Here is a 25,707-nt window from a genome sequence, read left to right as displayed (position 1 = left end):
GATGGCGAACTGCTACAAGCTTAAGAAGCACTTTTCAGTATCGCCCTGGCTTCCTCAATATTTTGGGCAACCAATTTGCCCGATTCGATAAAGGCTGCTCTTTCGGTATCGCTGAGTTCGAGTTCCACTACCTGTTCGACTCCCTGATATCCCAAGCGGCAGGGAAGTCCCAAAAATATATCTTGCACGCCGTATTCGCCGTGCAAATAAACTGAGCAAGGCAAGAGTCGCGACTGATTGAGTAAAATTGATTCTACCATCAAGCAGGCAGAAGATGCCGGTGCAAAATAAGCACTGCCAGTCTTCATCAATCCGACTATTTCTGCGCCGCCGTGGCGAGTCCGCTGTACGAGTCGATCGATCGTCCCAGCATCCATAAGTTGACCGATGGGAATACCGTTGACAGTGGAATAGCGGGGCAAAGGAACCATCAAATCGCCGTGAGAACCGATGACTGTTGCATTGACTTCAGCAATTGAAACGCCCAATTCCATTGCAATAAAAGTTTGAAAGCGGGCGGAATCGACAATTCCCCCCATACCCATGACTCGGTGTTTTGGCAAATCCGCAGCTTCCCACGCTAAATAAGTCATGATATCTAGGGGATTTGTGACTGCGATTAAGATTGCTTCTGGAGAATGCTCGATCGCCTGTTTTGAGGCTTCGGTGACAATTCGAGCATTGATTTTAATTAAATCTTCCCGATTGATACCGGGTTTGCGCGGCACTCCGGCGGCAATTACTATGATATTTGAGTTGGCCGTATCTGTATAATCATTTGTACCGACAATTTGGCGATCGTGGCGTTCCACTCCCCTTGCTTCCATCAAATCCAAAGCAACGCCCTGCGGCCAACCCTCCACAATATCTAGCAATACTACATCTGCCAGATTTTTCTCGGCAATTCGCTGGGCTAAGGTGCTGCCAACTTTGCCGGCACCAATAATTGAGACGCGGGTTGATGGAGAATTCATTCGATTTTAGATTTTAGATTTTAGATTTTAGATTTTAGATTTTAGCAATCAGCTTAATTGAGGAAAGGTGCGCGGTGTGCACCCTTCGCTACATTAAGAACAGTGATGTTTAGTTTTGGTGAGTTACTTAAAATCTTCGAGTTGGTCTACCCGCAGCCAAATATTCGGGGTGGGAACTTTGCCAAATTTGACGAAGGCATAGTCGCCGCGAACATCCATCACTTCGCCCTTTGTTTCAAATATATACGAGGAAAAGCGCTGGTCGCTGGCTTTGGCTTCTAGACTGTTTTCCAATTTTTCGCGTACAGCGCGAACTATACTGCCTTTCTTGATTGCCATAACTTGCTTTGTTTAGTTTAAAAAACTATACAAATTTTAATCTAGATTTGCCTGGAAAGGACTTCTTCTTTCTTCTGGCATCTGGCACCATTCTCGCTTAACAGAATTTCCGACCTGTTCCACAATAGTTCAATATTCTTGTGGGCTGGGTACCCCCCGCCCCTGACAGCCTTATTGACAAGGGTACAAGATATCAGTTCTTCCTTCTTCCTTCTTCCTTCTTCCTTCTTCCTTCTTCCTTCTTCCTTCTTCCTTCTTCCTTCTGCTTATTGCTGACACGCGGGGCAAAAATGAGTCGATCGCCCTGCTAATTTTATACGTTCGATGGTTGCGGAGCAAGTGCGGCAGGGTTGACCGGCGCGATTGTACACCCAAGCGACGCCGCCGTAGTTGCCGTTGACACCTTGGACGTTGAGAAAATTGCTAAAAGTGGTGCCGCCGGATGCGATCGCCTTCTGTAAAACTTGAATAATAGCTGTATGAATGCGCCCAATTTGCGCTGCTGTCAAATCCGCACAGAGAGTTGTCGGCAGGACTCCCGACAAAAACAAAGTTTCGTCTGCGTAGATATTGCCCAAACCCGCTACCAGTGACTGGTCTAGCAAAGCTGTTTTAATAGGTCGCGCCCGCCGGTGGAGCTTGCGGGCCAAATATTCTGTTGTAAACTCGTCTGAAAACGGTTCCGGCCCTAAAAGTTTCAGACCGGTGACAGTGCTGGAAACCTCGGTTTCTGCAGGCACGTACCACATTTGCCCGAAGGTGCGCTGGTCTACAAACCGCAGTTCTTGGTTTCCTTCAAAAAACAGCCGCACTCGCGCGTGTTTTTGCAGGGGTTCGGATCTGTTCACCCACAGCAGTTGCCCGGTCATCCGCAGGTGAACGCCCAACCAGCCAGCTTTTGAAGGCAAAAGGGAGGGGTAGAAAGAAGGCGTTCGGGAAGAGATTGGAGTTTGGGCAAGAAATTCTCCCACTCTCCCACTCTCCCCCTCTCCCTCTCTCCCCCTCTCTCTTTCTCCTTCTGGCAATTGAGATAGTTCTGCCAGGAGGTATTTGCCGCGTCTGTACCAGCGTTCGATCGACTTTCCTTTGACTTTTGTCAAAAAATCGGTCGCAGAGATTGAGCGGGCGATTGAGCTGTTTAACAACACGTCCCCGCCCAACATTTCTCGATCGAGGGTTGCTTGATTCAAACCCCGGCAAATAGTTTCAACTTCTGGCAGTTCTGGCACAATTAGCGCTGTTCTGTTCCTTGATTTGGCGCACCTTCGACGCTGCCCGGAGTTTCGGCACCCGGTTTGCTGTCGGTTGAAGTTTTCGGCTGCTGGGGGGCTCCTCCGCTGCCGGTTTTCCGGGTTTTTTCCTCGATCGTGGTTTGCTTGCCGCCTGGAGCTGCGGTTGATTTTGCTTTCGCTTTGGGGGCGGATACTTCCACTAATTCGCTTTGGGCGAAGTTGTTGGTGTTGACGCCGGCATAATTTACTTTGTCAAAGCGAACAATAACTGGGTATTTAATGCCGCTTTGGTCTACCGTAGCAACGGTGCCCACTTCTTGATACCAGTAGGATTCTTTGCGGAGAATCCGGACTGTAGAACCGCGTTGAACCATGAGCTTTGTTTCCTTTGCGATGAATAAACGGATAAAGCCATTTTTTTTACTCTAGTCGATCGCGCGGCGCATTTAAAGTCTGCAAGGGAATTTTTGCTTCATGCGCCGTTTTTTGGTCGGATTTTTGTAAAGAAAAGTAAATACTTTGGTAAAGCGATCTCTCCTGACCAAAAATAAATAAACTCACATTATCCATCAAACAAAAGCAGTTCTATCGGATCTATAAAAAACTTTACAAATAGGATAGCGAGCCGGAGCACGATGTGCATTAAATAGGATAGTCCTGGACGCAAAAACCCGGTCTCTGCACGTAATTTGGTCATATAGGCTCGAAGGTGACAACGAGAAACCGGGTTTTTTGGTCGAGTGGGTTCAAGACTTTAGGATTTACGCACATAGTGCCAATCCCCCGCATGAAGCGTAGCTATCCCGCTACTGGAATCGCCCCGAACAAGAGCGTTTTCTAGGGGGAATCCCCCCGCGTGAAGCGTAGTTATTGCGCTCTTAGAATCGCCCCTCCCGGGCGCGAAGGTAGCGTCATTCCTCATTGAGTCAAGCTTCCACTATCTAGTCTGGCAATGTTTCAAGCCTCCATCTAATATCAGTTTCAAAAAAAAATGCAACTTGGTTGCCCGCGATCCAAACCCTTATACAGTCAGTCTCAATCTCAAATCTCAAATATCAAGTCTAAAATGGTATTAGTCACTCATCTCCAAATCTTTCAGTTTCCCCAGCTTTTTACCTAGTAGGATAGTTTCTCACAAATCATTTAGGATTGCTATATTATGGTTGGGATCGCTGGTCGAGAATTGCATTTTTTTTAATTGGTATTTTTTTTAATTAAAAACCCGGTTTCTTCAAGAAACCGGGTTTTTAATCCACAGTATTTATCTGGGTGTCTGTCAGATTAATGACTCAAAGCGAATTCAGGCAATTTCGGCTCAGATGAACCATCGGGCACCACCTTAACGTGACCGTTTTCATCCACATCAACGATCGCGCTTTGGCCTTCCGTCAGCTTCCCAGACAGCATTTCCTCAGCCAGTACATCTTCCAACAACCGCATGATTGCACGCCGCAAAGGTCGAGCACCGTAGCTGGGATTGTAGCCTTCTTTAACTAACAGTTCCTTGAACCGTTCCGTTACCGACAAAGTAATACCCTGTTCCGTTAAGCGACTGAAAACTTCCCGCAACATGATGTCGCCAATCTGCTTGACTTCTTCCTTATTCAACTGGCGGAAGACAATAATGTCATCCAAGCGGTTTAGAAATTCGGGACGGAAAAACTGTTTCAGTTCCTCGTTGACCAAATTGCGAACGCGGTTGTACTTAACGTCTGCAAAGTTTTCATTAAACTCGAAACCCAGACCGCCGCCGCCTTTTTCAATCACTCGCGAACCGATGTTTGAGGTCATAATCAGCAGTGTATTCTTAAAGTCAACTGTCCGACCTTTAGCATCAGTCAAGCGACCGTCTTCCAAGATTTGCAGCATCATGTTGAAGACATCCGGGTGAGCTTTTTCGATTTCATCGAACAGCACGATGGTATAAGGACGGCGGCGGACTGCTTCTGTTAGTTGGCCGCCTTCATCGTAGCCGACGTAACCCGGAGGCGAACCGATGAGTTTGGAAACAGTGTGGCGTTCCATGAATTCGGACATATCTAACCGAATCATGGCTTCTTCGGAACCGAAGAAATATGTTGCCAGGGCTTTTGTAAGTTCCGTTTTGCCGACGCCTGTGGGCCCGGAAAAGATGAAACTGGCGATCGGGCGATTGGGATTTTTCAAGCCTACCCGCGCGCGGCGGATGGCCCGAGAAACTGCGCTGACAGCTTCTTCTTGACCAATCAAGCGCTGGTGCAGCGTGTCTTCCATGTGCAGCAGCAATTCCGATTCGGATTCTGTCAGCTTGCTGACCGGTACTCCCGTCCAATTAGCCACGATGTTGGCGATGTCTTCTTCGGTGACGATGGGAGAGGTTTTGACTTGGCTTTTGTTGATCGTAGCTTCGGCGATTTCGGCTTCAATTTCTAATTCGCGATCGCGCAATTTTCCAGCTTTGTCGAAGTCTTGCTCGCGCACTGCTGCATCTTTTTCTTTTGTTACTGCCGGCAGTTGCTTTTTGAGTTCTTTAACTTCGGGCGGGGTTTGCGAGTTCATCACGCGGACGCGGGAACCTGCTTCGTCAATTAAGTCGATCGCCTTGTCTGGCAAAAACCGATCGTTAATGTACCTGTCTGACAGTGTGGCCGCTGCTTCTAAAGCTGCGTCGGAAATTGTCAGTCTGTGATGCTGTTCGTAAGCCGATCGCAACCCGTACAATATTTCTATTGTTTCAGCCACGCTCGGTTCCCCGATTTTTATCGGTTGGAAGCGGCGTTCTAACGCAGCGTCGCGCTCGATGTGCTTGCGGTATTCGTCTAAGGTAGTTGCGCCGACACACTGCAATTCGCCTCTGGCAAGGGCTGGTTTGAGCATATTGGAGGCGTCCATGCTGCCTTGAATTGCGCCTGCACCGACTAAGGTGTGAATTTCATCGATGACCAGAATGATGTTGCCGGCAGCGCGAATTTCCGCCATGATTTTCGTCAGCCGTTCTTCAAATTCGCCTCGGAATTTTGTACCAGCAATCAGCGAACCCATATCGAGGCTGATTACTTGTTTGTCTTCTAAAATTTCCGGGACGTTTCTGTTAACAATTCGCTGGGCGAGGCCTTCGGCGAGGGCTGTTTTGCCGACTCCCGGTTCGCCTACTAACACTGGATTGTTCTTTGTGCGGCGGCCGAGCACTTGGATCACGCGCTCGATTTCATTTTCGCGACCCACCACGGGATCGAGTTTGCCTGCTGCGGCTAACTTGGTCAGGTTTGTGCCAAATTCTTCTAAAGTCGGGATTTTGCGATCGCCGCTATCTCCCCTGCCTCCGGGTACCGCCGCGACTTCTCCCACGGCACGAATTACCTGCGTGCGGACTCTCTGGCGATCGATTCCCAAGTTTTGCAGCACCTTCGCCGCTACCCCTTCATCGTCCTGAATCAGCCCCAGCAGGATGTGCTCGGTGCCGATGTAATTGTGGCCTAACTGCCGCGCTTCGTTCAGCGCCGTCTCAAAAATGCGCTTGACGCGGGGCGTAAAAGGAATTTCCGGCGGGAGGAACCCGGAACCTCTACCGATGATATTTTCGATTTCATTGCGTGCCTCTTTTAAGTTGAGGCCCATATCCAGTAATACTTTTGCAGCGATGCCAGTGCCTTCGCCGACGAGTCCCAGAAGAATTTGCTCGGTGCCTACAAAATTGTGACCGAGGCGTCGCGCTTCCTCTTGGGCTAGCATGATTGCTTTAATGGCTTGTTCTGTAAAGCGTTCAAACATATTTTTTCTATCCTACTGTCTTGGCGAGGGCTGTATCGCTGCTGGTGAGGAGCGATTTGGAACACTACACAAATTATAGATGTAAATTTTTGTGTATTTCCTTCTCTAACAATGTATCTTGCTAAAGGGGTAGGGACAGTGGGGAGACCCGAATAGTAGGGGTGTGGTTGCCGTCCGCTGTCGATCGGATATTAATTCAGAATAATAGTAGCAAAATGGCTTGATTGCCTGAATACTATCATTTTATGTATAAATTATATTCTTGTACGAGTAAATAAAGCTTGATTTTTCTTTGCCTAAGTACATGGTTGAATTAAGCATATAACTGTTGCCCTGTCAAGACTTTTGACGGTTGATAGTGGTCGTGCCGTCAGCCAACAGCCCACAGTCAACAGCGAACAGCGACTAGAATCAGATATATTTTCAACTCTCAGCAGAACTCCATGCAATTTCTTTCGCAATACCAAATCCACTCCACTCTCCACGAAGGTATCGAAACAATTATTTATCGAGGAAAAATCCCCACCCAGCAGGAGACAACTGTACTCAAAATCCTGAAAGCTGAATATCCCACCCTCGATGCAATTACCCGGATCAAGCACGAGTATCGCATTCGCCAACATTTAGACCATCCAGGCCTAGTTAAAGTCCTTAGCCTAGAAACCTTTGACAACCGTCTCGGCTTGCTTTTAGAAGACTTTAATGGCGAATCTCTCGATCGCCTCATGTCCAGACAAAAGCTCGAAGTCATCACCTGTTTGAGGTTTGGTATCCAACTCATAAAAACCTTAGAATATCTGCACATTCAAAAAATTATTCATAAAGATATTAAGCCTAGCAATATCATCATCAACAGCCAAACAGGAATTATTAAACTGACAGATTTCGGGATTGCTTCGCGATTGTCCAAAGAAAATCCCCAAATTAATAATCCTAACTCGATTGTCGGCACTTTTGCTTATATGTCTCCCGAACAAACCGGGAGAATGAACCGCACCCTCGACTACCGCACCGACTTTTATTCCCTCGGAATTACCTTGTATGAAATGCTGACAGGTCAATTGCCATTTCCGAGTAACGACCCCTTAGAAATAGTTTACTGTCACATAGCTTCTCAAGCAATTTTGCCGCATAAAATTAATTCAGACGTTCCACCACCCATTTCACAACTTGTGATGAAATTGATGGCAAAAAATGCCGAAGATAGATATCAAAGCGCAGGCGGATTGTTGGCAGATTTAGAAAATTGTTTAAATCAGTTAGAAACTACAGGTCAAATAGTAGATTTTACACCAGGAAACTTAGATATATTGAGTCAGTTGCTGATTCCTCAAAAATTGTACGGTCGGGAAATACAAGTCAGGGAACTATTGGCTGCATTTGAACGTGTAGCTAATCCCTCCAAAGAAATTTCTTCCCATTCCCAAATTGAAATGATCCTAGTTTCTGGTTATGCAGGTATAGGCAAATCGGCAGTAGTCAGCGAAATTCAAAAACCTATCACCAGACAGCGGGGTTATTTTATTTCAGGTAAATTTGACCAATTCAAGCGGAATATACCTTACGCATCTTTAATTCAAGCTTTTCAATCTTTGATCCAACAGTTACTTGCGGAAAATATCAAAAAATTACAAGATTGGCAAGATAAACTTTTAGCCGCACTCGGTGATTCCGGGCAAGTAATTATTGACGTGATTCCCGAAGTAGAATTGGTAATTGGCAAACAGCCTGCCGTTGCGGAACTTGCCCCAACTGAAGCACAAAACCGCTTTAACAGGCTATTCAAAGAATTTATCCACGTATTCGCGCAAAAAGAGCATCCATTAGTCATATTTCTTGATGACTTGCAGTGGTCAGATTCAGCGACATTAAAATTAATGGAATTGCTGGCAACTGACCAAGACAGCAAATATTTACTATTAATTGGAGCCTATCGAGACCGTGAAGTTAGCTCTACACATCCTTTAATGCAAACAGTAGAGTACCTTGAACAAACGGGAACTATTATCAACGAATTAGTGCTGGAACCTCTTTCTTTAGCCCAGGTAACTGAGTTAATTTCTGAGACATTAAACGACTCAGAAAGAATTCACCCCTTAGCAGAGTTAATTTGGAATAAAACTGGTGGTAATCCTTTTTTTGTGACGCAATTGCTCAACACTCTTTATCAAGAACAACTTTTGAAATTCGACTTTACCCTGCTGCTGTCTCCCGGAATAAAAGGGCAGTGGCAGTGGAACATTGAGGAGATTCAAGCTATTGGCATCACAGATAAGAGTGTAGTTGAACTGGTAGCCAGTCGGATTCAACAATTGCCAGAGACTACACAACAAGTTTTGAAATTGGCGGCTTGTGTTGGGGACAATTTCACTCTAGATGTTCTCTCTACTGTCAACGCAAAATCTCCATCAGTCACGGCGACTGAACTCTGGGATGCTTTGCAAGCGGGGTTAATACTTCCTTTGAATGAGAGTTACCTCATTCCTTTATTTTTAGATCGAGAATCAGCAGTTAATTTAACTTTCAATTATTCGCGAGTCGGCTATAAATTTTTGCACGATCGCGTCCAGCAAGCTGCATATTCGCTGATTCCTGATGATGAAAAGAAAGCAACTCATCTTAGCATCGGTAAATTGCTACTTGAAAATACGCCCACCGATAAAGTAGAAGAGAAAATTTTTGAGATGATCAACCAGTTGAATGTAGGAATTGATTGTCTGATCCTGCAATCAGAAAAAGATGAGTTAGCAGGATTAAATTTAATCGCGGGACATAAGGCAAAAGCAGCTAATGCTTACGAACCCGCTGTTAAGTATTTGAATGCGGGAATGTCGTTATTAGCACCTGATAGCTGGGAACGCAACTATAGCATGACGTTGCGGTTGTATGTAGAGACGCTGGAAGCGGAATATTTAAACACCAACTTCCAGCAAGCAGAAAATTTGGCGGAAGTGGTTTTGCGATCTGCTAAAAACCAGCTTGACATAGTGAAAGTCTATCAGCTAAAAATCCTATCTTATCAGGCTCAAAGCCAGATGCTAAAAGCTGTTGAAACAGGTCTAAAAGTGCTGAAAATGCTGGGAGTAAACCTATTAGATAACGAAACCATTGCAGTGCCAAAATTGCCTCAGCTTGAGGAATTAGAAAACCTGCCAGTTATGACAGATCCTTATCAACTGGCAGCTATGGAAATCATGACAGCCCTCTATCCTCCTGCTTATATTGCCAAACCGGAAATTGTGTCCTCCCTCGTCTTGACGATGGTCAATCTTTGTATCGATCGCGGTCATTCAGCATTAGCCGCTTTTCCCTATACTCTTTATGGAATGATCCAGTGCGGGACAGAAGGCGATATCGAAGCTGGCTACTACGCTGGACTAATCGCTTTAAAGCTGCTAGAACAATTTAATGCTAGCCAACACAAAGCTAAGGTTTATGTAATGTTTAATGCTCATATCAGAATCTGGAAAGAGTCTACTAAAAATACACTTGCTTCCTTTCTAGAAGGAATGAAAGTTGGTGTCGAAACTGGCGATTTAGAATGGGCAATTTATAATTCTAAGCACTATATTACTAATTTATTTTTGGTGGGAGAACCGCTAGAATCTGTCGAAGATAAACAAACCGTTTATATGGATTTTTTGCTGAAAAATAAACACGAATTTGCCATAGGTTATGCTCAAATTTGGCAAGGAATTGCTTCAAGCTTAAGAAGCCAAACAGCAGAGCAACTACGGTTAGTTAGCGGCAGGTTGGATGAACCTGCTGCAATGTCGCGCTGGCAGAAAGAAAATAATCGAATGTCGCTGTTTGCAGCTTATGTTGCTAAATTGATGCTGCTTTATTTATTTAAAGATTATGGTGCGGCTGTTGCCATCGGTAAATTAGCGGCAGAATACGCAGATGGGGCGATCGGCTTAATCACTGTTGGGGTACACAATTTCTACTATTCGCTGGCCCTCCTCGCTCACTATCCTGACAGTGACAATCGAGAAGCATACCTAGCTATTGTTAACTCTAATCAGCAAATTCTGAAAAAGTGGGCCTACCATGCACCCATGAATTATCAGCACAAGTACGAGTTAGTGGAAGCTGAGAAAGCTCGAATTTTCTGCGATAAACTTGCAGCCATGGATTATTATGACTTAGCTATTAAAGGAGCTGCTGCTAACGGTTACACCCACGAAGAAGCATTAGCTTATGAATTAGCGGGAGAGTTTTATCAATCTTTGGATAAAGATATCAGTGCTCGCTCTTATGTGAAAAAAGCTTATTATGCTTACATCCGCTGGGGCTCTCTAGCCAAAGTTAAAGACTTAGAATCTCGTTATGATTATTTAGTCGATCGCCATCAAGAAGCAATATACAACAATGTTGTCACGACTACCAAAACTACTATCAACAATAGTTTGGTGCTGGATTTACCAACTGTTGTCAAAGCATCTCAAGCTGTTTCGAGTGAAATTATCCTCAGCCGTTTGCTAGAGAAACTCGTACAGCTTGTAAAGGAAAACGCAGGCGCTCAAAAAGTATTATTTCTTGCCAAGACAGGTAATCAATTATTTATAGAAGCTGCGCTGACAGGTCAGTTTAATGATGTAACCGTGTTACAATCTCTCCCGATTGCCGAATCCGATATCCTCCCGATTTCCTTAATTAACTATGTAGAAAGAACCCAAAAATACTTGGTTTTAGATGATGCTACCCGATCCGAGCAATTCCAATTTGACCCTTATATTGCGGCCAATCAACCCCTATCTATCCTGGTATTGCCAATTATCCATCAAGGAAACCTTACGGCAATTTTTTATTTAGAAAATAATTTAACAAAAGGTGCTTTTACTAGCGACAGGCTTGAAATTTTGGGAATCTTGTCTGCACAAGCAGCTATTTCTCTAGAAAATGCCCGTTTTTATACTATTCTGGAAACGCGAGTAGCGCAAAGAACTGAGAAATTGCAAACTGCACTGGAAGAACTTCGCCACACTCAATTGCAGCTAATTCAAAGTGAAAAAATGTCCAGTTTAGGGCAAGTGGTCGGCGGAATTGCTCACGAAATTAATAACCCGATTAACTTTATTTATGGAAATTTATATTACACCAATGAATACGCTGAAAACTTACTACATCTACTACGTCTATACCAAAAAAATTACCCAAATCCAGTGCAAGAAATAGTAAATGAAACAGAGCAAATAGATTTAGATTTTTTGATGAATGATTTCACTAAAATGATAGATTCAATGAGATTGGGCGCTGCGAGAGTTCGCGATATTGTGCTGTCCCTGCGAAACTTTTCTCGGCTAGATGAATCAGATAGAAAATGGGTTAATATCCACGAAGGTATCGACAGCACCTTGATGATTTTGGATCGCAAATTAATTGATATTCAAGTAATCAAGCAGTACGACAATTTGCCTTTATTGAACTGCTATCCGGGAGAAATTAATCAGGTATTTATGAATGTACTGACCAATGCGATTGATGCTTTTTGTCGGAAAAGAGGGAGTGAAGTTGACTCCACACATACTCCGACAATTCATATTTGCACTGAAATCGCGGAAGGCAATCAAGTAGCGATTCGCATTGTTGATAATGGTGTGGGTATGACTTCGGAGGTGCTGGGTAAAATATTCGATCCATTTTTTACTACTAAACCGATAGGTAAGGGGACGGGTTTGGGATTGTCTATCAGTTATCAAATTGTGGTAGAACAACATGGAGGAAAGCTAATTTGCAAGTCGGAACCTGGAGAGGGCAGCGAGTTTACTATACTGCTGCCGTATTGATTAATTAAAGCCATCGTGCAAGCAACTGTTCAATTACTTTCACAAAGCCGATCGCAATTTGAATCAACGGCCAACCCACAAAACAAATTAACACCGCCCAGCGAGTTTTAATATCCAAACCTTGGCGAACCGCCACAATTACAGCTAGCAAACTCCACAGGGCTAATATGCGCTCTATTCCTTCTCCCAACAAGGGAATCAGCGTTAAAAAATTCAGCGCTTGGGGCGCGTAGGCAAAGCCGATCGGAACCAGCAACTCCCCATAAGTTACGTGTCCAGGCTTCAGCCACTCCCCGATTTTAAAGATAGTGAAAGTCCAAAAATAATAACCCCCCGCGACTGCCAAACCATCTATCAAAAGTCCTAGAAATAATACTGATGGCTCAGTTCGGTTGATTAACAAGATGACAGCACTGCCCAACACGCGGGACAGCGCAGCTAAAATTACAATTGTTAAAGCTATTCGCTTAGTTCTGCCAGTGTAGGGAGTTTTTTCGTAAAAATTGCCGTTCAAAGAAAGTGCGTTCCAAAGCGTTGCCCCCAAACCTGCAATTGAATCTTCTCCCTTCACGTTGAACTCCTGCTCCTCAAGATAGTTGACAACTTTTACAAAATAAGCTCTAATACAGCAGAATCACGGAAATATTTCTACGTAATTAGCTAATTTATGGGCATTCTACCAGATTTTATTAAATGCTAAGATTGATTTTACGGATACTTGCATGGCTGCGCGGGGGAAGTTTAAATTTGCTGATCGTCGCAGGTGTAATCCTGATAATTTGGGGCATTCTTTCGCCGGTGGGAACTGTTATATGGTGGCTGAATCAAAGTGCCGAAACTTTTGGTATCAAGAAAAATCCGCCGGAGATATTGCCTTCAAACAAGGGCAATTTAGAAGCCCGCCAGTCTTCGCAGGTCAATTGTTATATCATCTTTTTACCCGGAGTTGGCGATTTTTCGGGGGACGAATTAACCCCTGGCGAAGAGTTCTTTCTCAAGCGTTTAGTTAAAAGTCACCCGCAGTGCGTAGCAGTGGGCGATGTTTTTCCTTACTCAGCGTCTAACAAAAGTTTAGGAGGAGAGCGGTGGCTAGCTCCTTTTTGGCGGTTTGCAGAACAGGCAAAAAAAGGGCCGATCGCGGGGGATATATTCATCAAAATTCGCAATCTCTGGAGGTTTGCAATTTCTCTAGATTATCGCTACGGCTTTGCATACAATCAGGGAATTGCTAATGCAATTATAGAGCGGATGAATGCTCAATCTCCCATTTTAGTTAATTCTCAAAAACCTTTGAAAGTTATTTTAATTGGCACTAGCGGCGGCGCACAAGTTGCTTTGGGTGCTACTCGCTATCTTAAAGAATGGCTGAAGGCAGAAATTACGGTTGTTTCGGTTGGGGGCGTGTTTTCGGGAGAAAATGGTTTTGCAGAGGCCGATCGCATTTTCCACTTTCGCGGCACTCGCGATTCAATTGAGGATATTGGCGGCATAGTTTTTCCGACTCGCTGGTACTGGTACGCGACTTCTCCTTTCAATCAAGCCCGTTTGCAAGGCCGCTATGCAGAAGCTTCCAGCGGCCCTCACAAGCACGACGGCGATGAGGGATATTTTGGGGAAAATCGGGCGGCGCAGGGTCAAAAGTATGTAGATATAACGCTGGAAAAAATTAATCAATTGCCTGTTTGGTCTGAGGGCGCTTCTGATTGATGAGTTCTTGCATATTCGAGGCCTGTACAATTATAATTAAGTTAGGAGGAAAATTTTTAGTTTTAATTTCTTCATAAAGAGAGGAGTGGCGTTCATCATTAAAAACTAACTTTATTATAGTCAATAATAATAAAACTTTTCTGGGCCGTTGCTCTGAGCAACGCCAGGAATATATAGCAATCCTTGCAGGAGTCGTAAATTTTTGACCCCACCCCAACCCTCCCCTTATCAAGGGGAGGGAGTAAGAAATTCACAAATGATTTAGGATGGCTATACAAGTTAAATACACAACCGCTTAGTCATTAGTCATTAGTTATTAATTGTGTCATTGTTCGTTGTGCGTCGCTTGAAGCTTGGCATTGTTGGCTTCCAGTCTCTACCTCCAATTCGCAATTCCCGATGCCCGATGTCCAATTCCCCATTCCCGATGCCCAATTCCCCATTCCCTATTATCAATGTCTCGACCAACATTATATATTGCCATCACAAATCACGGATTCGGCCACGCTGTCCGAGTCTCCTCCGTAGCTGCAAAAATTCAAGAATTAAATCCAGATATTTTACTAATTATCACAACAACAGCACCTCGGTGGCTGCTAGAATCTTATATTGGCGGCGACTTTATCCACCGTCCCCGGGCTTTTGATGTGGGTGTGGTGCAAGCTGACAGTTTGAATATGGATAAAGACGCGACGCTGGAAAAATTGCGGGAAATTCGGAAAAAGCAAAATTCGCTAATTGCCAGCGAAGTTAATTTTATCAAGCAAAATCGCGTGGGTTTGGTGCTGGCAGATATTCCTCCTTTGGCAACGCGCATGGCGGCAGCGGCTGGGGTTCCTTGCTGGATGATGAGCAATTTTGGGTGGGATTTTATCTATCGCGATTGGGGCGGGGAATTTGCAGAAATGGCAGATTGGATTGGTGAGTGTTTCGGAATGTGCGATCGGCTTTTTCGTCTTCCTTTGCACGAACCGATGCCAGCTTTCCCGAATGTTCAAGATGTGGGATTGACTGGCGGCAATCCTCGCTACAGTAACGATAAAGTTCGGGAAGTATTCGGTATCGAAACACCGCTGGAAAGAACTGTATTGTTGACTTTTGGCGGACTGGGTTTAGAGGAAATTCCTTATCAAAATTTACAGCAATTTAGCGACTGGCAATTTATTACTTTTGATGCGGGAGCTCCCGATTTGTCGAATTTGATTAAAGTCAAAAATCAGGAGTTTGCACAATTTTTCCCGATTTTACCGCGTCCAGTTGATATTATGCCTGTCTGCGGGCGCTTAGTTTCTAAACCGGGATACAGCACTTTTGCAGAAGCTTTGCGCTTGGAAATACCTGTTGTTTCTATCATGAGAGAAGGTTTTGCAGAAGCGGCGGTGTTGCTGGAAGGGATTCAAAATTATGCGGAACATCAAATTGTGACGGCTGCGGAGTTTTTTGAGGGGGATTGGGAGTTTTTGCGACAACCGCTGCATCGGCCCTGTTTGCCGGATAAATTGGAGAAAAATGGTACGGAGGCGATCGCCCAAGCTGTTGTAGACTATTTTTCATAAGTGCGATTTGAAATCGATCCTGCACAAACAAAGTCGGCGCAACGCCAGACTGAAGAGTCTTGCATCAGTCTCATCCAAAATCTAAAATCTAAAATCTAAAATCTAAAATCGAATGTCTCACTATCAACAGATCCTCAAAATTAAAACTACAGGGAAGTCTCTGTGCAACATCACTCCTAAGATAGAAGATGCGGTGGCGAATTCAGGTATTCAAACGGGACTTTGCAGCTTATTTTTGCGCCACACTTCTGCTAGTTTGGTGATTCAAGAAAATGCTGACCCGGATGTACTTAAGGATTTGGCTAACTTTTTAGCTAAACTGGTACCGGAGGACGATCGCTACATTCACGATGCGGAAGGCCCAGACGATATGCCGGCGCACATTCGCACTGCGCTGACTCACACTTCCGAACAAATCCCGATCGATCGCGGCAGGTTGCTGTTAGGAACTTGGCAGGGAATTTACCTGTGGGAACACCGCCAGCGGGGTCACATTCGCGAATTAGTTGTTCACGTCAGCGGCACTTGATGGGAATTTGTACCTCGCTGATTTTAGTTGCTTCCGGCGTCATCGGGGAATTGTAAAAAAAGCGGCGCGGCGGCCCGACTATTTCGTATTCAGGATGTTCTTGAAGCCAATCTTTGAGTTTCTGGAGGTTATTTTCGTAGCTTTCCCAAGTGTAGGCCCCCCGCACGCCGATGCTGACAACCGTCATGGGCGAAGTATCCGTAACTTCTACAGCGGAGTTAACGCTGCTGGGGGCGATATTTGGTGCGGGATAGAGGAACGAAACTTCTGCTTGGGGAACCGCATCGATTTGCCCGGAAGTTTCGGTGTAGCGGGCTTCTACTGGCGTTGTCATCGCAATTTGGTTGTTGCTGATGTGTTGAAATAAGGGATTGAAGGCGATGCCAGTTGCTTGTCGCAAATCGCCCGCGTGGGTGTAGGTGACAGCGCGGTAGTGAGGATATTGCTTAACTTCTATGACCCCAATCTGTGCGGGTTCAGGGAATCCAGTAGGTAATACCATTTGAGATTTAAAAGTTTAGATTTTACATTGAAGAATGGGGAAGACTGACTCCGCAAGGGTTTGGAACTTGCTTGCAGTTGCATTATTTTTGGCAACTGGTATAAATAGGCTGAGATTGTTTGCAGACAATCGTTCAGGTGGCACAATTAGTTTAGCAGTTATTTAAGGCGCTGCTAACTATCGATCGCCTAGAATTAGTTGAGAGATTATTAATTAACCTCGTAATAATACGGACAGCACTGAGTAAGCACAGAAACATTAATCTAGTTATGCTTGAAAAATTAGCGTTTTTCAGGTGTTTGCTATTTGTGTCGGAAAATATTCCGCTGTTGTGCCGATCGAGCTGTGCGTTCTCAGTTATTGCCACGCTTATCGCGTTCAGTAACGCCTATCAATTATACCGCTTGCAGGGAATGACGTATGAAAAAGATTCTAGTGATTGAGGACGAGCAAGTAATTCGGGAGAATATTCTCAAACTCCTCAAAGCTGAAGGTTTTGACGTGACGGGTGCAGAAAATGGAGCAAAAGGTTTAGATGCGGCGGTGTCAAATGTTCCCGACGTGATTCTTTGCGACGTGACGATGCCAGAACTTGACGGGTACGGGGTGCTGGTGGCCTTGCGATCGAATCCTGTTACTGCTACACTCCCTTTTGTTTTTCTGACCGGTAAAGCCGATCGCTCTGAAATGCGGCAAGGTATGGAATTGGGAGCAGATGATTATCTGACTAAACCTTTTACTAAAGCTGAACTTGTGGGAGCGATATCGAGCCGCTTGAAAAAACAAGAAGCTGTCGCCGAACAGTACAATAATTGGCGATGGCAAAACGGCGTCTTAACCCCAGATACCGCCCACAAATTACAGCAGATAAAAACAAATTTGTGCAACGCCTTGGAACGTGAAGAATTCCAAGTTTACTATCAGCCGCAAGTCAATGTCCAGACAGGTAAAATTATGAGTGCAGAAGCTTTAGTGCGCTGGCTGCATCCAGAAAAAGGGCTGATTTCGCCTGCAGAATTTATTCCCGATGCCGAAGAAACTGGCTTCATCATACAATTAGGCGAGTGGGTTTTGCAGACAGCTTGCAGGCAAATGCAAGTTTGGCACAATGCTGGTTTTTCGCTGCGGGTAGCGGTGAATCTGTCGGCGCGCCAATTTCACCAACCGGATCTCAGCAGCAGAGTTGCCCAAATTTTAGCAGAAACTGGTTTGGAACCGAGCAGTTTGGAATTAGAGCTGACAGAAAGTTTGATGGTAGAAGATGCCGAAAGTGCGATCGCTGCTTTGCAACAATTGAAAAATTTGGGAGTTTGTATATCTATTGACGATTTCGGAACTGGGTATTCTTCTTTAAGCTATCTGGCGCAATACCCCTTCGATACTTTAAAAATCGACCGCTGTTTTATCAGCAATATCACCGATGGTTGCACAAATGCAGCGATCGTGAAAGCTATTATTGAAATGGCGCACAGTCTCTGTCTTGAGGTAATTGCCGAAGGAGTTGAAACCGAAGCAGAAAAAGATTTTCTCTGGCGCTACGAGTGCGATACAATGCAAGGATATTTGTTCAGTCCTCCTTTGGTGGCAGCGGATTTTGAACGGTTGCTGGTGGAAGGCAAATAGAATAGCAGTTAAGTCAATATTTGTCCGATAATTAAGTGCGATCGGGGTGGAATATGGTTGGAGAATCCAGCAGTAACGTTGACTCACTCAAATCAAGCAATAAAAAATATAAGGATGTTTATATAGCTGTTCAATTATCTATAGTGATAATTTTTTTAGCTATTATGTCCAAATTTTTTGTCATTATCAACGCTGGAGAACGGGGCGTGATGATGCAGTTTGGTAAAGTGCAAGAACAGGTACTCGGAGAAGGAATTCACGTAATAGTTCCCCTAGTTGATACTGTAAAAAAATTGAGCGTCAGGGTGCAAAAACAGGAAAATTCTGCTGAAGCTTCCTCAAAAGATTTGCAAGATGTTTTCACAGATGTAGCGCTGAACTGGCACATTATCCCAGAAGAAGCAAATGCTATTTTTCAACAAATAGGTGACGAAAAAGAAGTTGTAGATTGCATTATCGCTCCGGCAGTTGAAGAAGTATTAAAAGCAGTCATGGCCAAATACACGGCTGAAGAAATTATTACTAAACGGGGAGAAGTTAAAGCCGAAGTAGATAATTTTTTGACTTTGAGGCTGGTTACATATCACATTGCAGTTGACGATATTTCTTTAGTGCACGTTCACTTTTCTGAGCGGTTTAGCGATGCGGTGGAGGCGAAACAAATTGCCGAACAGGAAGCAAAAAAAGGGGAGTTTTTAGCACTGAAGGCAGCAAAAGAGGCAGAGGCTAAAGTGAATTTAGCCAAAGGGGAAGCCGAAGTGCAAAGATTGCTGCGAAACAATTTGACTCCGGAACTGTTGCAAAGGCAAGCTATAGAAAAATGGGATGGGAAATTGCCGCTGATTGTTGGTGATGGGGGTAAAAATTTATTGGATTTGAGGAAATTGGTCGATAGATAACAGCCCTGGACGCATCAGCCCAAAGAAACCGGGTTTTTTATCTAATCTGTTACCTAAGACGAAGGATTTTCGGAAAAAAATCCGGTTTCTGACCGAAAGCATCCAGGATACAAGCCCCCGGATTCATCCGTCCAGAAATAAAAAACCTGTATCCGATGAAACTTGCCCCCCGAATTTATCCGTGGGGTGAACGCTTCAATCTAAAATCTAAAATCTAAAATCTAAAATCGATTGACCATCGGTGCACAAGGGGAGTATCTCATATTTGTAAAAACACTTCTTCTGGCTCCTTCCTTCTTCCTCTTTCCTTCTTCCTCTTTCCTCCTGCCCCGCAGCAAGAGAGCCTTAAAACTCCAATTTCTAGCTTAACTGCTTTCATTGAGATGCTCCCGTGCACAAGTCCCAAAAATACACGGCGTTTAGCTTTTTATGTCGGTCAAAAATCCGGTTTCTTGAGTATTGGTGCGTAAGTCCTAAATTACCAATCTCCAGGAAATTGAATTAATATCTGTTCAAAAGCTTTAGTAATTCCAGTTTGAAAACGCTGTCGGTGCTTCAGTTTCAAAACTGGTTTAATTATTTCAAGACTTACATTTGAACTTGCTTGGCTATCTATAATTTTAATCGCTCGCAGTGTAGATAGCTGCAATTCTTTTTTTACCATCAATTCAGGAATAGCCGCTGCACCTGTGCCGCTTTCCACCACTGCTTTTACCATTTCACTGCTGTTCAAAACTAAAGTTACATTCAATTCATAGGGATTAATGCCCCAACTTTGCAAAGCTTGTTCCAACATTTGCTGAACTCCAGAACCAGCTTCTCGCATCACCCAATCCGTTTGCGCAATTTCCGTTAAACTCACCTCTGCACGTTCAAACCAAGGGTGAGATTTGCCAACAACAATCAGCAAGCGTTCGCTGCCTATAACTTCTTCCTCCAGAGTGTTCTTAAGCGAAGCTTTGATGTCTCCGGTCACTAAACCCAAATCAAATGTTCCCGTAGCCGTCCCCGCACAAATTTCTTCGGCATTTGCCAGAGTACAATTCACGCAAATACCAGGATATTTCTGTTTGAATTTGCTAATTTTATCAGGCAGCCAATAATTGCCAATGGTCAGACTGCAACCCAATTTTAAATCGCCTCGCTGCAAGTCGTTCAACTCCCGCAAACCTCTCTCAGTCAAAGCAACTTGGTCGAGAATTTTCTGCGTTTCAACTTGCAGCAACTTCCCGGCTTCAGTGATTTCGATGTGGCGGCCGATGCGGTGAAATAGTTTTACTCCATATTGCGCCTCTAAGCTTTGGATTGCCGCACTGACAGCGGGTTGAGTGATGTAAAGTTCCTCCGCCGCGCGGCTGAAGTGCAGGTGTTCTGCTACAGCCAAAAAAACTCGCAGTTGGTCAAGCGTCATTCCGGCCATCCTGAGTACCCTTTTACTAAATACAGTTCTTTTTTGAAATAAAAATCTTTTGCGGCTTAACTTTGACCTGAACTTTTCGACTCTATTGTACAGGTTGGAATTACCAAAAAAGCACGGTTGCCAGCCGCTATTTAAAATTTCCTTTTAACGTCAAGGGTTTGAGCTTGTGGCGACAGATAGGTCTCGTCTTTCAACAGTTCTTTTGCCACGGCACTGCATCACTTGTATTTATTAATTCGATAAAAAACAACATTTGATTCTACCCCTCAAGAGCCTTAAGGTGATACTTAAGCTTCTAACGCAGGGCCCAATGCTGAAGCAGCACCGACAAGTTTAAGCCGATCGCCAAAAGTCGATCGACAAAAAAAGAGAAGATAAATGACCAAGAAAACGCAAAAAAATCACAGTACCCACGGCTTAAAGCCGGACTGCCTCTCCTTCGGGGAGGTTTTAGCTCAATCCTTTGCCGTCATTGCACCTACAACTATACCAGCATCTAATATAGGTTTAATCGTCGCTCTTTCGGGTAACGGGGCTTGGCTGAGTTTTGCGATCGGCTTGATCGGCCTAGTATTTGTCAGCATCAATATCAACCAATTTGCGAGTCGATCGGCTTCTGCTGGTTCTCTTTATTCTTACATTGTTAAAGGACTTGGCCCGACGGCCGGCGTAATTTGCGGCTGGAGTTTGGTACTGGCTTATCTATTTACTGCGATGTCCGTTTTGTGTGGTTTTGCCAACTTTACGGGTAGTTTCATCGGTCATTTAGGCATCCATCCGTCACCGATTACGCTATTGGCGATCGGGGCTGGCATTGCTTGGTATGCAGGTTACAAAGATATCCAGCTTTCAGCTATGGCGATGCTGTGGCTGGAAGGGGCATCAGTGGCGGCGATCGCGCTTTTAGGAATCATCATCTGGGCGCACAAAGGTTTTGCCTTAGATATATCCCAATTAACTTTGGAAGGCGTAACTCCGGGGAACATAGCGACGGGACTTGTCTTAGTCATGTTTGGTTTCTCAGGTTTTGAAAGTGCTACATCTCTGGGTGACGAAGCGAAAAAACCCTTGAAAAATATCCCCAGGGCTGTCATGGGCAGTGCTGTTATGGCAGGCTTATTCTTCATTCTGATGACCTATATTGAGGTTTTGGGTTTTAGCGGTACGGGAGTTTCTATTACTAATAGTGAAGAACCTCTGAGTTTTCTGGCGCAGCAAGTGGGCATGGGCTGGCTGGGAGAATTAGTGGCTTTCGGCGCTTTGTTTAGCTTTTTTGCTTGCGTCCTCGGCAGCATCAATCCAGCGGCGAGAGTGTTTTTTATGATGGCGCGGCACGGTTTGTTTCACTCTTCATTAGGTGTAGCGCATTCATCTAATAGAACTCCCCACGTTGCAGTAACGATGTGTACATTTCTGACATTTTTGGTGCCTGCTGTGATGTCTGTGTTTGGCATCAAACTGTTCGATTGTATGGGTTATTTGGGGGCAATTTGCAGCTACGGATTTTTAACAGTGTACGTCTTAATTTCGATCGCAGCCCCGGTTTACCTGCACAAAATTGGTAAATTGCGTGTGCGGGATGTAGGGTTCTCGGCTGTGGCGATCGCATTTATGATGATTCCGGTTGCGGGCAGTGTGGGCATTCCAGGCAGCACGATGTTCCCACCTCCAGAAGCTCCTTACGATGCGTTTCCTTACTTGTTCTTGATGTATTTGGTTGCTAGTTGCGGATGGTTTGTCTGGCAGCGGCGGCGTTCTCCTGAACTGGCGGGCTCGATGCAGCAGGGTATTGACGCAATTCATGCCAAGTTCGAGGAAGAAAATGCAATTTACGGCGGTGTTCGATTGAAAGCAGTATCGATCGACAATCAAGGCTTTGATTAGTTGCAAGGCGGTGTTTATAGATGTTAATTTAGCCGCCAAGACCGCCAGGGAATTAATTCCCTGGCTAATAGCAAAAGTCCTCTGAAGAGGACTAATAATTTCTTCATTCCTCTTGAGAGGAATTGAGCTTTGAGGCGGGGGTTTTAACCCCTGCCAGACCGCAGGATCAACCGCACAGACCGCTGAAATTAAGGAGACACAGAAATGAATGAATTACTAACAGCAATTTCTACAGGAATGACGGCTTTTACAGCTACGAATCTTGACGATATTCTGATTCTGCTGCTGTTTTTCTCGCAGGTGAATGCAGTATTTCGGCGCAGGCATATCGTCTTCGGTCAGTATCTGGGCTTTAGTACACTGGTTTTCGTTAGCCTTCCCGGCTTTTTTGGCCGCTTAATCTTTCCGCCTGATTGGATCGGAATGCTGGGTTTGCTGCCAATTGCGATCGGGCTAAGCCGCTTGCTGAATCCAGACACTGACGATTCGGAAGCTGAGGCAGAATTAGAGCAGTCTGAGAACTCTTTTTTTAGCAGTTTTCTGTCTCCTCAAACTTACAGCGTAGCAGCGGTGACGGTGGCAAATGGGGGCGACAATATCGGGATATATGTGCCGCTTTTTGCTAGCAATACTTTAGAAAGTTTGGCGGTGGTTCTCACTGTATTCTTCGGGATGGTGGGCGTTTGGTGCTACGCTGCTTATCGGTTAATTCAGATGCGGGCGATCGCAGATACTTTGACTCGCTACGGCAATCAGCTTGTGCCTTTTGTTTTAATCGGATTGGGAATGGCGATTCTGGTGAAAAGCGGCACTCTGGCCAGTCCAACTTTAAGTATAATATCTTTAGTGGGTTGCGCTTTCTGTTTGATAACTATGAGCAGAAGTAACGCCAGGGAAACTGAAGTCTAGAAAAGTTTAAGGGACAGCACATGAATTGGATTGCAGCAGCGATTATTGCCGGGATGACATCTTTTGCCGCAACCAATATCGACGATATGGTGATTTCGATGCTGTTCTTCGCCCAGGTGAATGATACTTTCCGCCCCCGGCATATCTTTGTCGGTAAGTACCTCGGATTTGCAGCGCTGATCGCTGCTAGTTTGCCCGGTTTTTTTGGCGGTTTAATTGTGCCGAAAGCTTGGATTGGCTTGCTGGGTTTGCTTCCGATCGCGATCGGCATCAGTCACTTAGTCAACAGAGAAAATGAGGAAAATGACGTACAAGCGGTATCGGGCGAATTTAACCGTAAACCTAACTCATCTGCTGTGTCAAAACTCGCCAATCTTTTCAACCCCCAAACTTTGAATGTGGCTGCGGTAACAGTGGCCAACGGGGGTGACAATATCGGCATTTATTTGCCGCTTTTTGCTAGCAGCGATTTGCCGAGATTGGTGGTGATTTTGGCGGTTTTCTCGGTGATGGTAGGTGTTTGGTCTTATGCCGCTTACCGGTTAACTCGCCAAAGGGCGATCGCCCGTATTTTGACTCGCTATACCAAGGCTGCTGTCCCTTTTGTCTTGATTGGTTTGGGAATATTCATCCTGATTGAAAGCGGTAGTTATCGGCTGCTCCCGCCATTACAATCTAACTAATGATTAGCCAATGTTCCGCTACTTTCAACCCTCTATAGGTAGATAATTTGCCAGAAGTCATACGTCCTAACTCATCACTTTTTTCTTAACAATTGTTTGCTGAAAATTTCCGCTAAATTGCTTGAAATTTATCAACAAATATGGTAAGTTAATAATCAAGTGAGTGATCGAGCTAAAAGCAGCTTCAAACTAATTTAGCCTCAAGCATTCACGAAAGTTGAAACCATCTTTTGAGCTAGCCCATTGCCAGACTTAGGCAACAATATACCTCTTGTATCAATAAATCCTGTAGTGGTGAATCAAACCGAGCTAAAAACTTGAGGGTGAATCCTTAAAATATCGCCCGAACACTTCGCCACTACCCCACGCAGCTCGACTTTGACAGTAGGTATAATGCTAAAAAAAAGAGTTTTCGATTCTGCAAAACTTGGTTTCTCAGGCAAACCAGTTAAAGAGATATCGTTTTTGCCTAAGTCCTAAAATTGCCAGCAAACAGAAAGTTGCAAAAAACCTGACAATCGAGAAAAGGAGAAAAATTGTGAAAATCTTCAAATTTGTTTTAGTGCTCTTGGTAATGACCGCCAATTTAGTATTCGTTCCCCCATCCTGGGCCGATGCTCCAAAAACGCCGAAATATGCAAGCAATCCCGACTACATAGAGGTGACTGAAGCTCTGAACACTCTCAAGGCAGCGAAAGATGCACCCAATCTCGCCGAGACTTATACCCCTGAGCAACTTCAGCAAAAAATCTCTCAATTGGAGTTTCAAAAATACACTTTAGAAACTGGAAAACCTTGGGGTCAGTGCCGCAACGAGACAGGAAAAACCCTGGCTGTCTACGGCCAGAAACGCAAAAAAGCACCTTCTTCTTACGAGAATGCTCTTTATTTTCTAGCTGACGGTCAAACAACTGAACATAAATGGGATTGCGATGGAATTTATCTACCCAGCGATATCAAAGCAACCGATTTAAGAACTACCGATCGACCTTCAGAAGAATTGACGGGCGGTCTAGCTGTTAAGATAGTTGACGGAACTCAACTTGTAGCCAGAGCTAATCCCGATACGGGGGCTGTAGAATTCAACGTTCCTACTGCTAAAGTTTTCAAGCCTGGGGATGCGAATTGGTTTGTTCCTGATGTGACTCAGGCTTACATAGATGCACAAGTTCCCAACGCACCTACTGAGGAAAATGATTAGTTTTGGTGAAGTTGTAATGCGATCGGCTGTATAAAGCCCGTTGCAACGCAAAATCCCGCCGGGTTCGCTCCCGGCGGATAATCGTCCCAGCGAAAGTATATCGGTTTACCTTCATATTTGGAGTTAATATTAAAAGGTTGCATCTATGCTATTAAATTGGAAATCCACGAAATTAAATACAGAAAAGATTAAGCGACCAAATCCGTCGCGGGTGCGGGATCACTTGGCAAACGAGCGCACTTATTTAGCATGGATGCGGACAGCAATATCGCTGATGGGTTTTGGCGTAGTTATCGTGCGCCTTCGCGCCTTCCATCCCCCTCTGCTGCCAACTCCAGGCAATGGTTGGAAGTTGGGTTTGCTTTTTTCAACAGTGGGTTTGCTGACAGTGCTCTTATCAACTAAGCACTACTTCGGCGTCCGCCACGATATCGATTACGATACTTATGAACCTACCGATCGCTGGGTAATTCTTTTCAGCCTCGCGATCGCCATCCTAGGGGCTGGGGTAATTTATTATATGTTCACCATTCCTTCTAGCTTAGAAGGTTTGATGGCACCTGAATAATGAGGCTGGTTTTATATTAATCTGAAAGAGTTCGATCGCGTGCAATTATCGTTCAAACTGAGATCTTTCACCATTCTCAATTAGCCGTAGGGGCGGGTTCGCCAACAGCCTTAAAGCTTGCAAATAGGTTCTATAAACCCGC

19 protein-coding genes are annotated in these 25,707 nt (G+C 44.7%); 11 read left to right on the top strand and 8 right to left on the bottom strand.

Annotated elements, in window-relative coordinates; translation table 11 throughout:
• Positions 1–20: 20 nt before the first annotated feature.
• The 5 genes from mdh to QUA99_RS09950 form a co-directional block, all read right to left on the bottom strand.
• Positions 21–974: a malate dehydrogenase gene (gene mdh, locus QUA99_RS09970; protein ID WP_333236010.1), complete on the bottom strand. Its 954-nt coding sequence runs from the start codon at positions 972–974 to the stop codon at positions 21–23.
• Between the two features lie 123 nt (positions 975–1,097).
• Positions 1,098–1,313: an NAD(P)H-quinone oxidoreductase subunit O gene (locus tag QUA99_RS09965; protein ID WP_015178120.1), complete on the bottom strand. Its 216-nt coding sequence runs from the start codon at positions 1,311–1,313 to the stop codon at positions 1,098–1,100.
• A 266-nt stretch (positions 1,314–1,579) separates the two neighbouring features.
• Positions 1,580–2,542 carry a DNA-formamidopyrimidine glycosylase gene (locus tag QUA99_RS09960; protein WP_333236009.1) on the bottom strand — a complete coding sequence of 321 codons (963 nt, stop codon included), beginning with the start codon at positions 2,540–2,542 and terminating at the stop codon, positions 1,580–1,582.
• A 2-nt stretch (positions 2,543–2,544) separates the two neighbouring features.
• The gene (locus tag QUA99_RS09955; RefSeq protein WP_333236008.1) at positions 2,545–2,919 is read right to left on the bottom strand and encodes a photosystem I reaction center subunit IV; all 375 of its coding nucleotides are present in this window, start codon (positions 2,917–2,919) and stop codon (positions 2,545–2,547) included.
• 907 nt (positions 2,920–3,826) lie between these two features.
• On the bottom strand, positions 3,827–6,295 hold the full coding sequence (locus tag QUA99_RS09950; protein WP_333236007.1) for an ATP-dependent Clp protease ATP-binding subunit: 2,469 nt from the start codon (positions 6,293–6,295) through the stop codon (positions 3,827–3,829).
• Between the two features lie 443 nt (positions 6,296–6,738).
• Between QUA99_RS09950 and QUA99_RS09945 the strand changes: the two genes are divergently transcribed.
• Positions 6,739–12,084, top strand: coding sequence for an AAA family ATPase (locus tag QUA99_RS09945; RefSeq protein WP_333236006.1), 5,346 nt, complete (start codon positions 6,739–6,741; stop codon positions 12,082–12,084).
• Positions 12,085–12,088: 4 nt separating this feature from the next.
• On the opposite strand, the gene QUA99_RS09940 is transcribed toward QUA99_RS09945, so the two are convergent.
• Positions 12,089–12,655 (bottom strand): hypothetical protein, encoded by a 567-nt coding sequence (locus QUA99_RS09940; RefSeq protein WP_333236005.1) that lies wholly within the window; start codon positions 12,653–12,655, stop codon positions 12,089–12,091.
• 122 nt (positions 12,656–12,777) lie between these two features.
• On the opposite strand from QUA99_RS09940, the gene QUA99_RS09935 reads away from it, so the two are divergent.
• The 3 genes from QUA99_RS09935 to QUA99_RS09925 all read left to right on the top strand — a co-directional run bounded on the left by QUA99_RS09935 (position 12,778) and on the right by QUA99_RS09925 (position 15,876).
• Complete coding sequence (locus QUA99_RS09935; protein ID WP_333236004.1) at positions 12,778–13,791, top strand: hypothetical protein; 1,014 nt, start codon at positions 12,778–12,780, stop codon at positions 13,789–13,791.
• A gap of 455 nt (positions 13,792–14,246) precedes the next feature.
• Positions 14,247–15,347 (top strand): glycosyl transferase, encoded by a 1,101-nt coding sequence (locus QUA99_RS09930; protein WP_333236003.1) that lies wholly within the window; start codon positions 14,247–14,249, stop codon positions 15,345–15,347.
• A gap of 112 nt (positions 15,348–15,459) precedes the next feature.
• Entirely contained in the window at positions 15,460–15,876 is a 417-nt protein-coding gene (locus tag QUA99_RS09925) for a secondary thiamine-phosphate synthase enzyme YjbQ (protein ID WP_333236002.1), read from the top strand.
• Here QUA99_RS09925 and QUA99_RS09920 read toward each other — a convergent pair.
• Positions 15,863–16,378 (bottom strand): heme-binding protein, encoded by a 516-nt coding sequence (locus QUA99_RS09920; RefSeq protein ID WP_333037769.1) that lies wholly within the window; start codon positions 16,376–16,378, stop codon positions 15,863–15,865. The genes QUA99_RS09925 and QUA99_RS09920 overlap by 14 nt on opposite strands.
• Before the next feature lie 420 nt (positions 16,379–16,798).
• Here QUA99_RS09920 and QUA99_RS09915 point away from each other — a divergent pair, with 420 nt between their 5' ends.
• Positions 16,799–18,001: an EAL domain-containing response regulator gene (locus QUA99_RS09915; RefSeq protein WP_333236001.1), complete on the top strand. Its 1,203-nt coding sequence runs from the start codon at positions 16,799–16,801 to the stop codon at positions 17,999–18,001.
• Positions 18,002–18,165: 164 nt separating this feature from the next.
• Positions 18,166–18,900, top strand: a complete 735-nt coding sequence (locus QUA99_RS09910; protein ID WP_333236000.1) for a prohibitin family protein — start codon at positions 18,166–18,168, stop codon at positions 18,898–18,900.
• Positions 18,901–19,378: 478 nt separating this feature from the next.
• Here the strand turns inward: QUA99_RS09910 and QUA99_RS09905 are convergent, their stop codons facing one another.
• On the bottom strand, positions 19,379–20,311 hold the full coding sequence (locus tag QUA99_RS09905) for a LysR family transcriptional regulator (RefSeq protein ID WP_333235999.1): 933 nt from the start codon (positions 20,309–20,311) through the stop codon (positions 19,379–19,381).
• A gap of 387 nt (positions 20,312–20,698) precedes the next feature.
• Here QUA99_RS09905 and QUA99_RS09900 point away from each other — a divergent pair, with 387 nt between their 5' ends.
• The 5 genes from QUA99_RS09900 (at position 20,699) to QUA99_RS09880 (ending at position 25,565) form a co-directional block, all read left to right on the top strand.
• The gene (locus tag QUA99_RS09900; protein WP_333235998.1) at positions 20,699–22,204 is read left to right on the top strand and encodes an APC family permease; all 1,506 of its coding nucleotides are present in this window, start codon (positions 20,699–20,701) and stop codon (positions 22,202–22,204) included.
• A 204-nt stretch (positions 22,205–22,408) separates the two neighbouring features.
• Entirely contained in the window at positions 22,409–23,113 is a 705-nt protein-coding gene (locus QUA99_RS09895; RefSeq protein ID WP_333235997.1) for a cadmium resistance transporter, read from the top strand.
• A gap of 20 nt (positions 23,114–23,133) precedes the next feature.
• Entirely contained in the window at positions 23,134–23,796 is a 663-nt protein-coding gene (locus QUA99_RS09890; protein WP_333235996.1) for a cadmium resistance transporter, read from the top strand.
• Positions 23,797–24,334: 538 nt separating this feature from the next.
• Positions 24,335–24,997, top strand: a complete 663-nt coding sequence (locus QUA99_RS09885) for a hypothetical protein (protein ID WP_333235995.1) — start codon at positions 24,335–24,337, stop codon at positions 24,995–24,997.
• A gap of 145 nt (positions 24,998–25,142) precedes the next feature.
• A complete protein-coding gene (locus QUA99_RS09880; protein ID WP_333235994.1) occupies positions 25,143–25,565 on the top strand; it encodes a DUF202 domain-containing protein in 423 nt (140 codons plus the stop codon).
• Positions 25,566–25,707: the final 142 nt, after the last annotated feature.

This window comes from Microcoleus sp. F10-B2, from assembly GCF_036704965.1.
Taxonomy (GTDB): Bacteria; Cyanobacteriota; Cyanobacteriia; order Cyanobacteriales; family Microcoleaceae; genus Microcoleus.
This window is presented reverse-complemented; position numbering and strand designations above follow the sequence as displayed.

Excerpts from the sequence above, each read along its gene's own strand:
- QUA99_RS09935 (WP_333236004.1), top strand. The coding sequence starts at position 12,778 with ATGCTAAGATTGATTTTACGGATACTTGCATGGCTGCGCGGGGGAAGT.
- QUA99_RS09890 (WP_333235996.1), top strand. The coding sequence starts at position 23,134 with ATGAATTGGATTGCAGCAGCGATTATTGCCGGGATGACATCTTTTGCC.
- QUA99_RS09955 (WP_333236008.1), bottom strand. The coding sequence starts at position 2,919 with ATGGTTCAACGCGGTTCTACAGTCCGGATTCTCCGCAAAGAATCCTAC.
- QUA99_RS09895 (WP_333235997.1), top strand. The coding sequence starts at position 22,409 with ATGAATGAATTACTAACAGCAATTTCTACAGGAATGACGGCTTTTACA.
- QUA99_RS09915 (WP_333236001.1), top strand. The coding sequence starts at position 16,799 with ATGAAAAAGATTCTAGTGATTGAGGACGAGCAAGTAATTCGGGAGAAT.
- QUA99_RS09945 (WP_333236006.1), top strand. The coding sequence starts at position 6,739 with ATGCAATTTCTTTCGCAATACCAAATCCACTCCACTCTCCACGAAGGT.
- QUA99_RS09950 (WP_333236007.1), bottom strand. The coding sequence starts at position 6,295 with ATGTTTGAACGCTTTACAGAACAAGCCATTAAAGCAATCATGCTAGCC.
- mdh (WP_333236010.1), bottom strand. The coding sequence starts at position 974 with ATGAATTCTCCATCAACCCGCGTCTCAATTATTGGTGCCGGCAAAGTT.
- QUA99_RS09925 (WP_333236002.1), top strand. The coding sequence starts at position 15,460 with ATGTCTCACTATCAACAGATCCTCAAAATTAAAACTACAGGGAAGTCT.
- QUA99_RS09900 (WP_333235998.1), top strand. The coding sequence starts at position 20,699 with ATGACCAAGAAAACGCAAAAAAATCACAGTACCCACGGCTTAAAGCCG.
- QUA99_RS09930 (WP_333236003.1), top strand. The coding sequence starts at position 14,247 with ATGTCTCGACCAACATTATATATTGCCATCACAAATCACGGATTCGGC.
- QUA99_RS09965 (WP_015178120.1), bottom strand. The coding sequence starts at position 1,313 with ATGGCAATCAAGAAAGGCAGTATAGTTCGCGCTGTACGCGAAAAATTG.
- QUA99_RS09920 (WP_333037769.1), bottom strand. The coding sequence starts at position 16,378 with ATGGTATTACCTACTGGATTCCCTGAACCCGCACAGATTGGGGTCATA.
- QUA99_RS09910 (WP_333236000.1), top strand. The coding sequence starts at position 18,166 with ATGTCCAAATTTTTTGTCATTATCAACGCTGGAGAACGGGGCGTGATG.
- QUA99_RS09880 (WP_333235994.1), top strand. The coding sequence starts at position 25,143 with ATGCTATTAAATTGGAAATCCACGAAATTAAATACAGAAAAGATTAAG.
- QUA99_RS09905 (WP_333235999.1), bottom strand. The coding sequence starts at position 20,311 with ATGACGCTTGACCAACTGCGAGTTTTTTTGGCTGTAGCAGAACACCTG.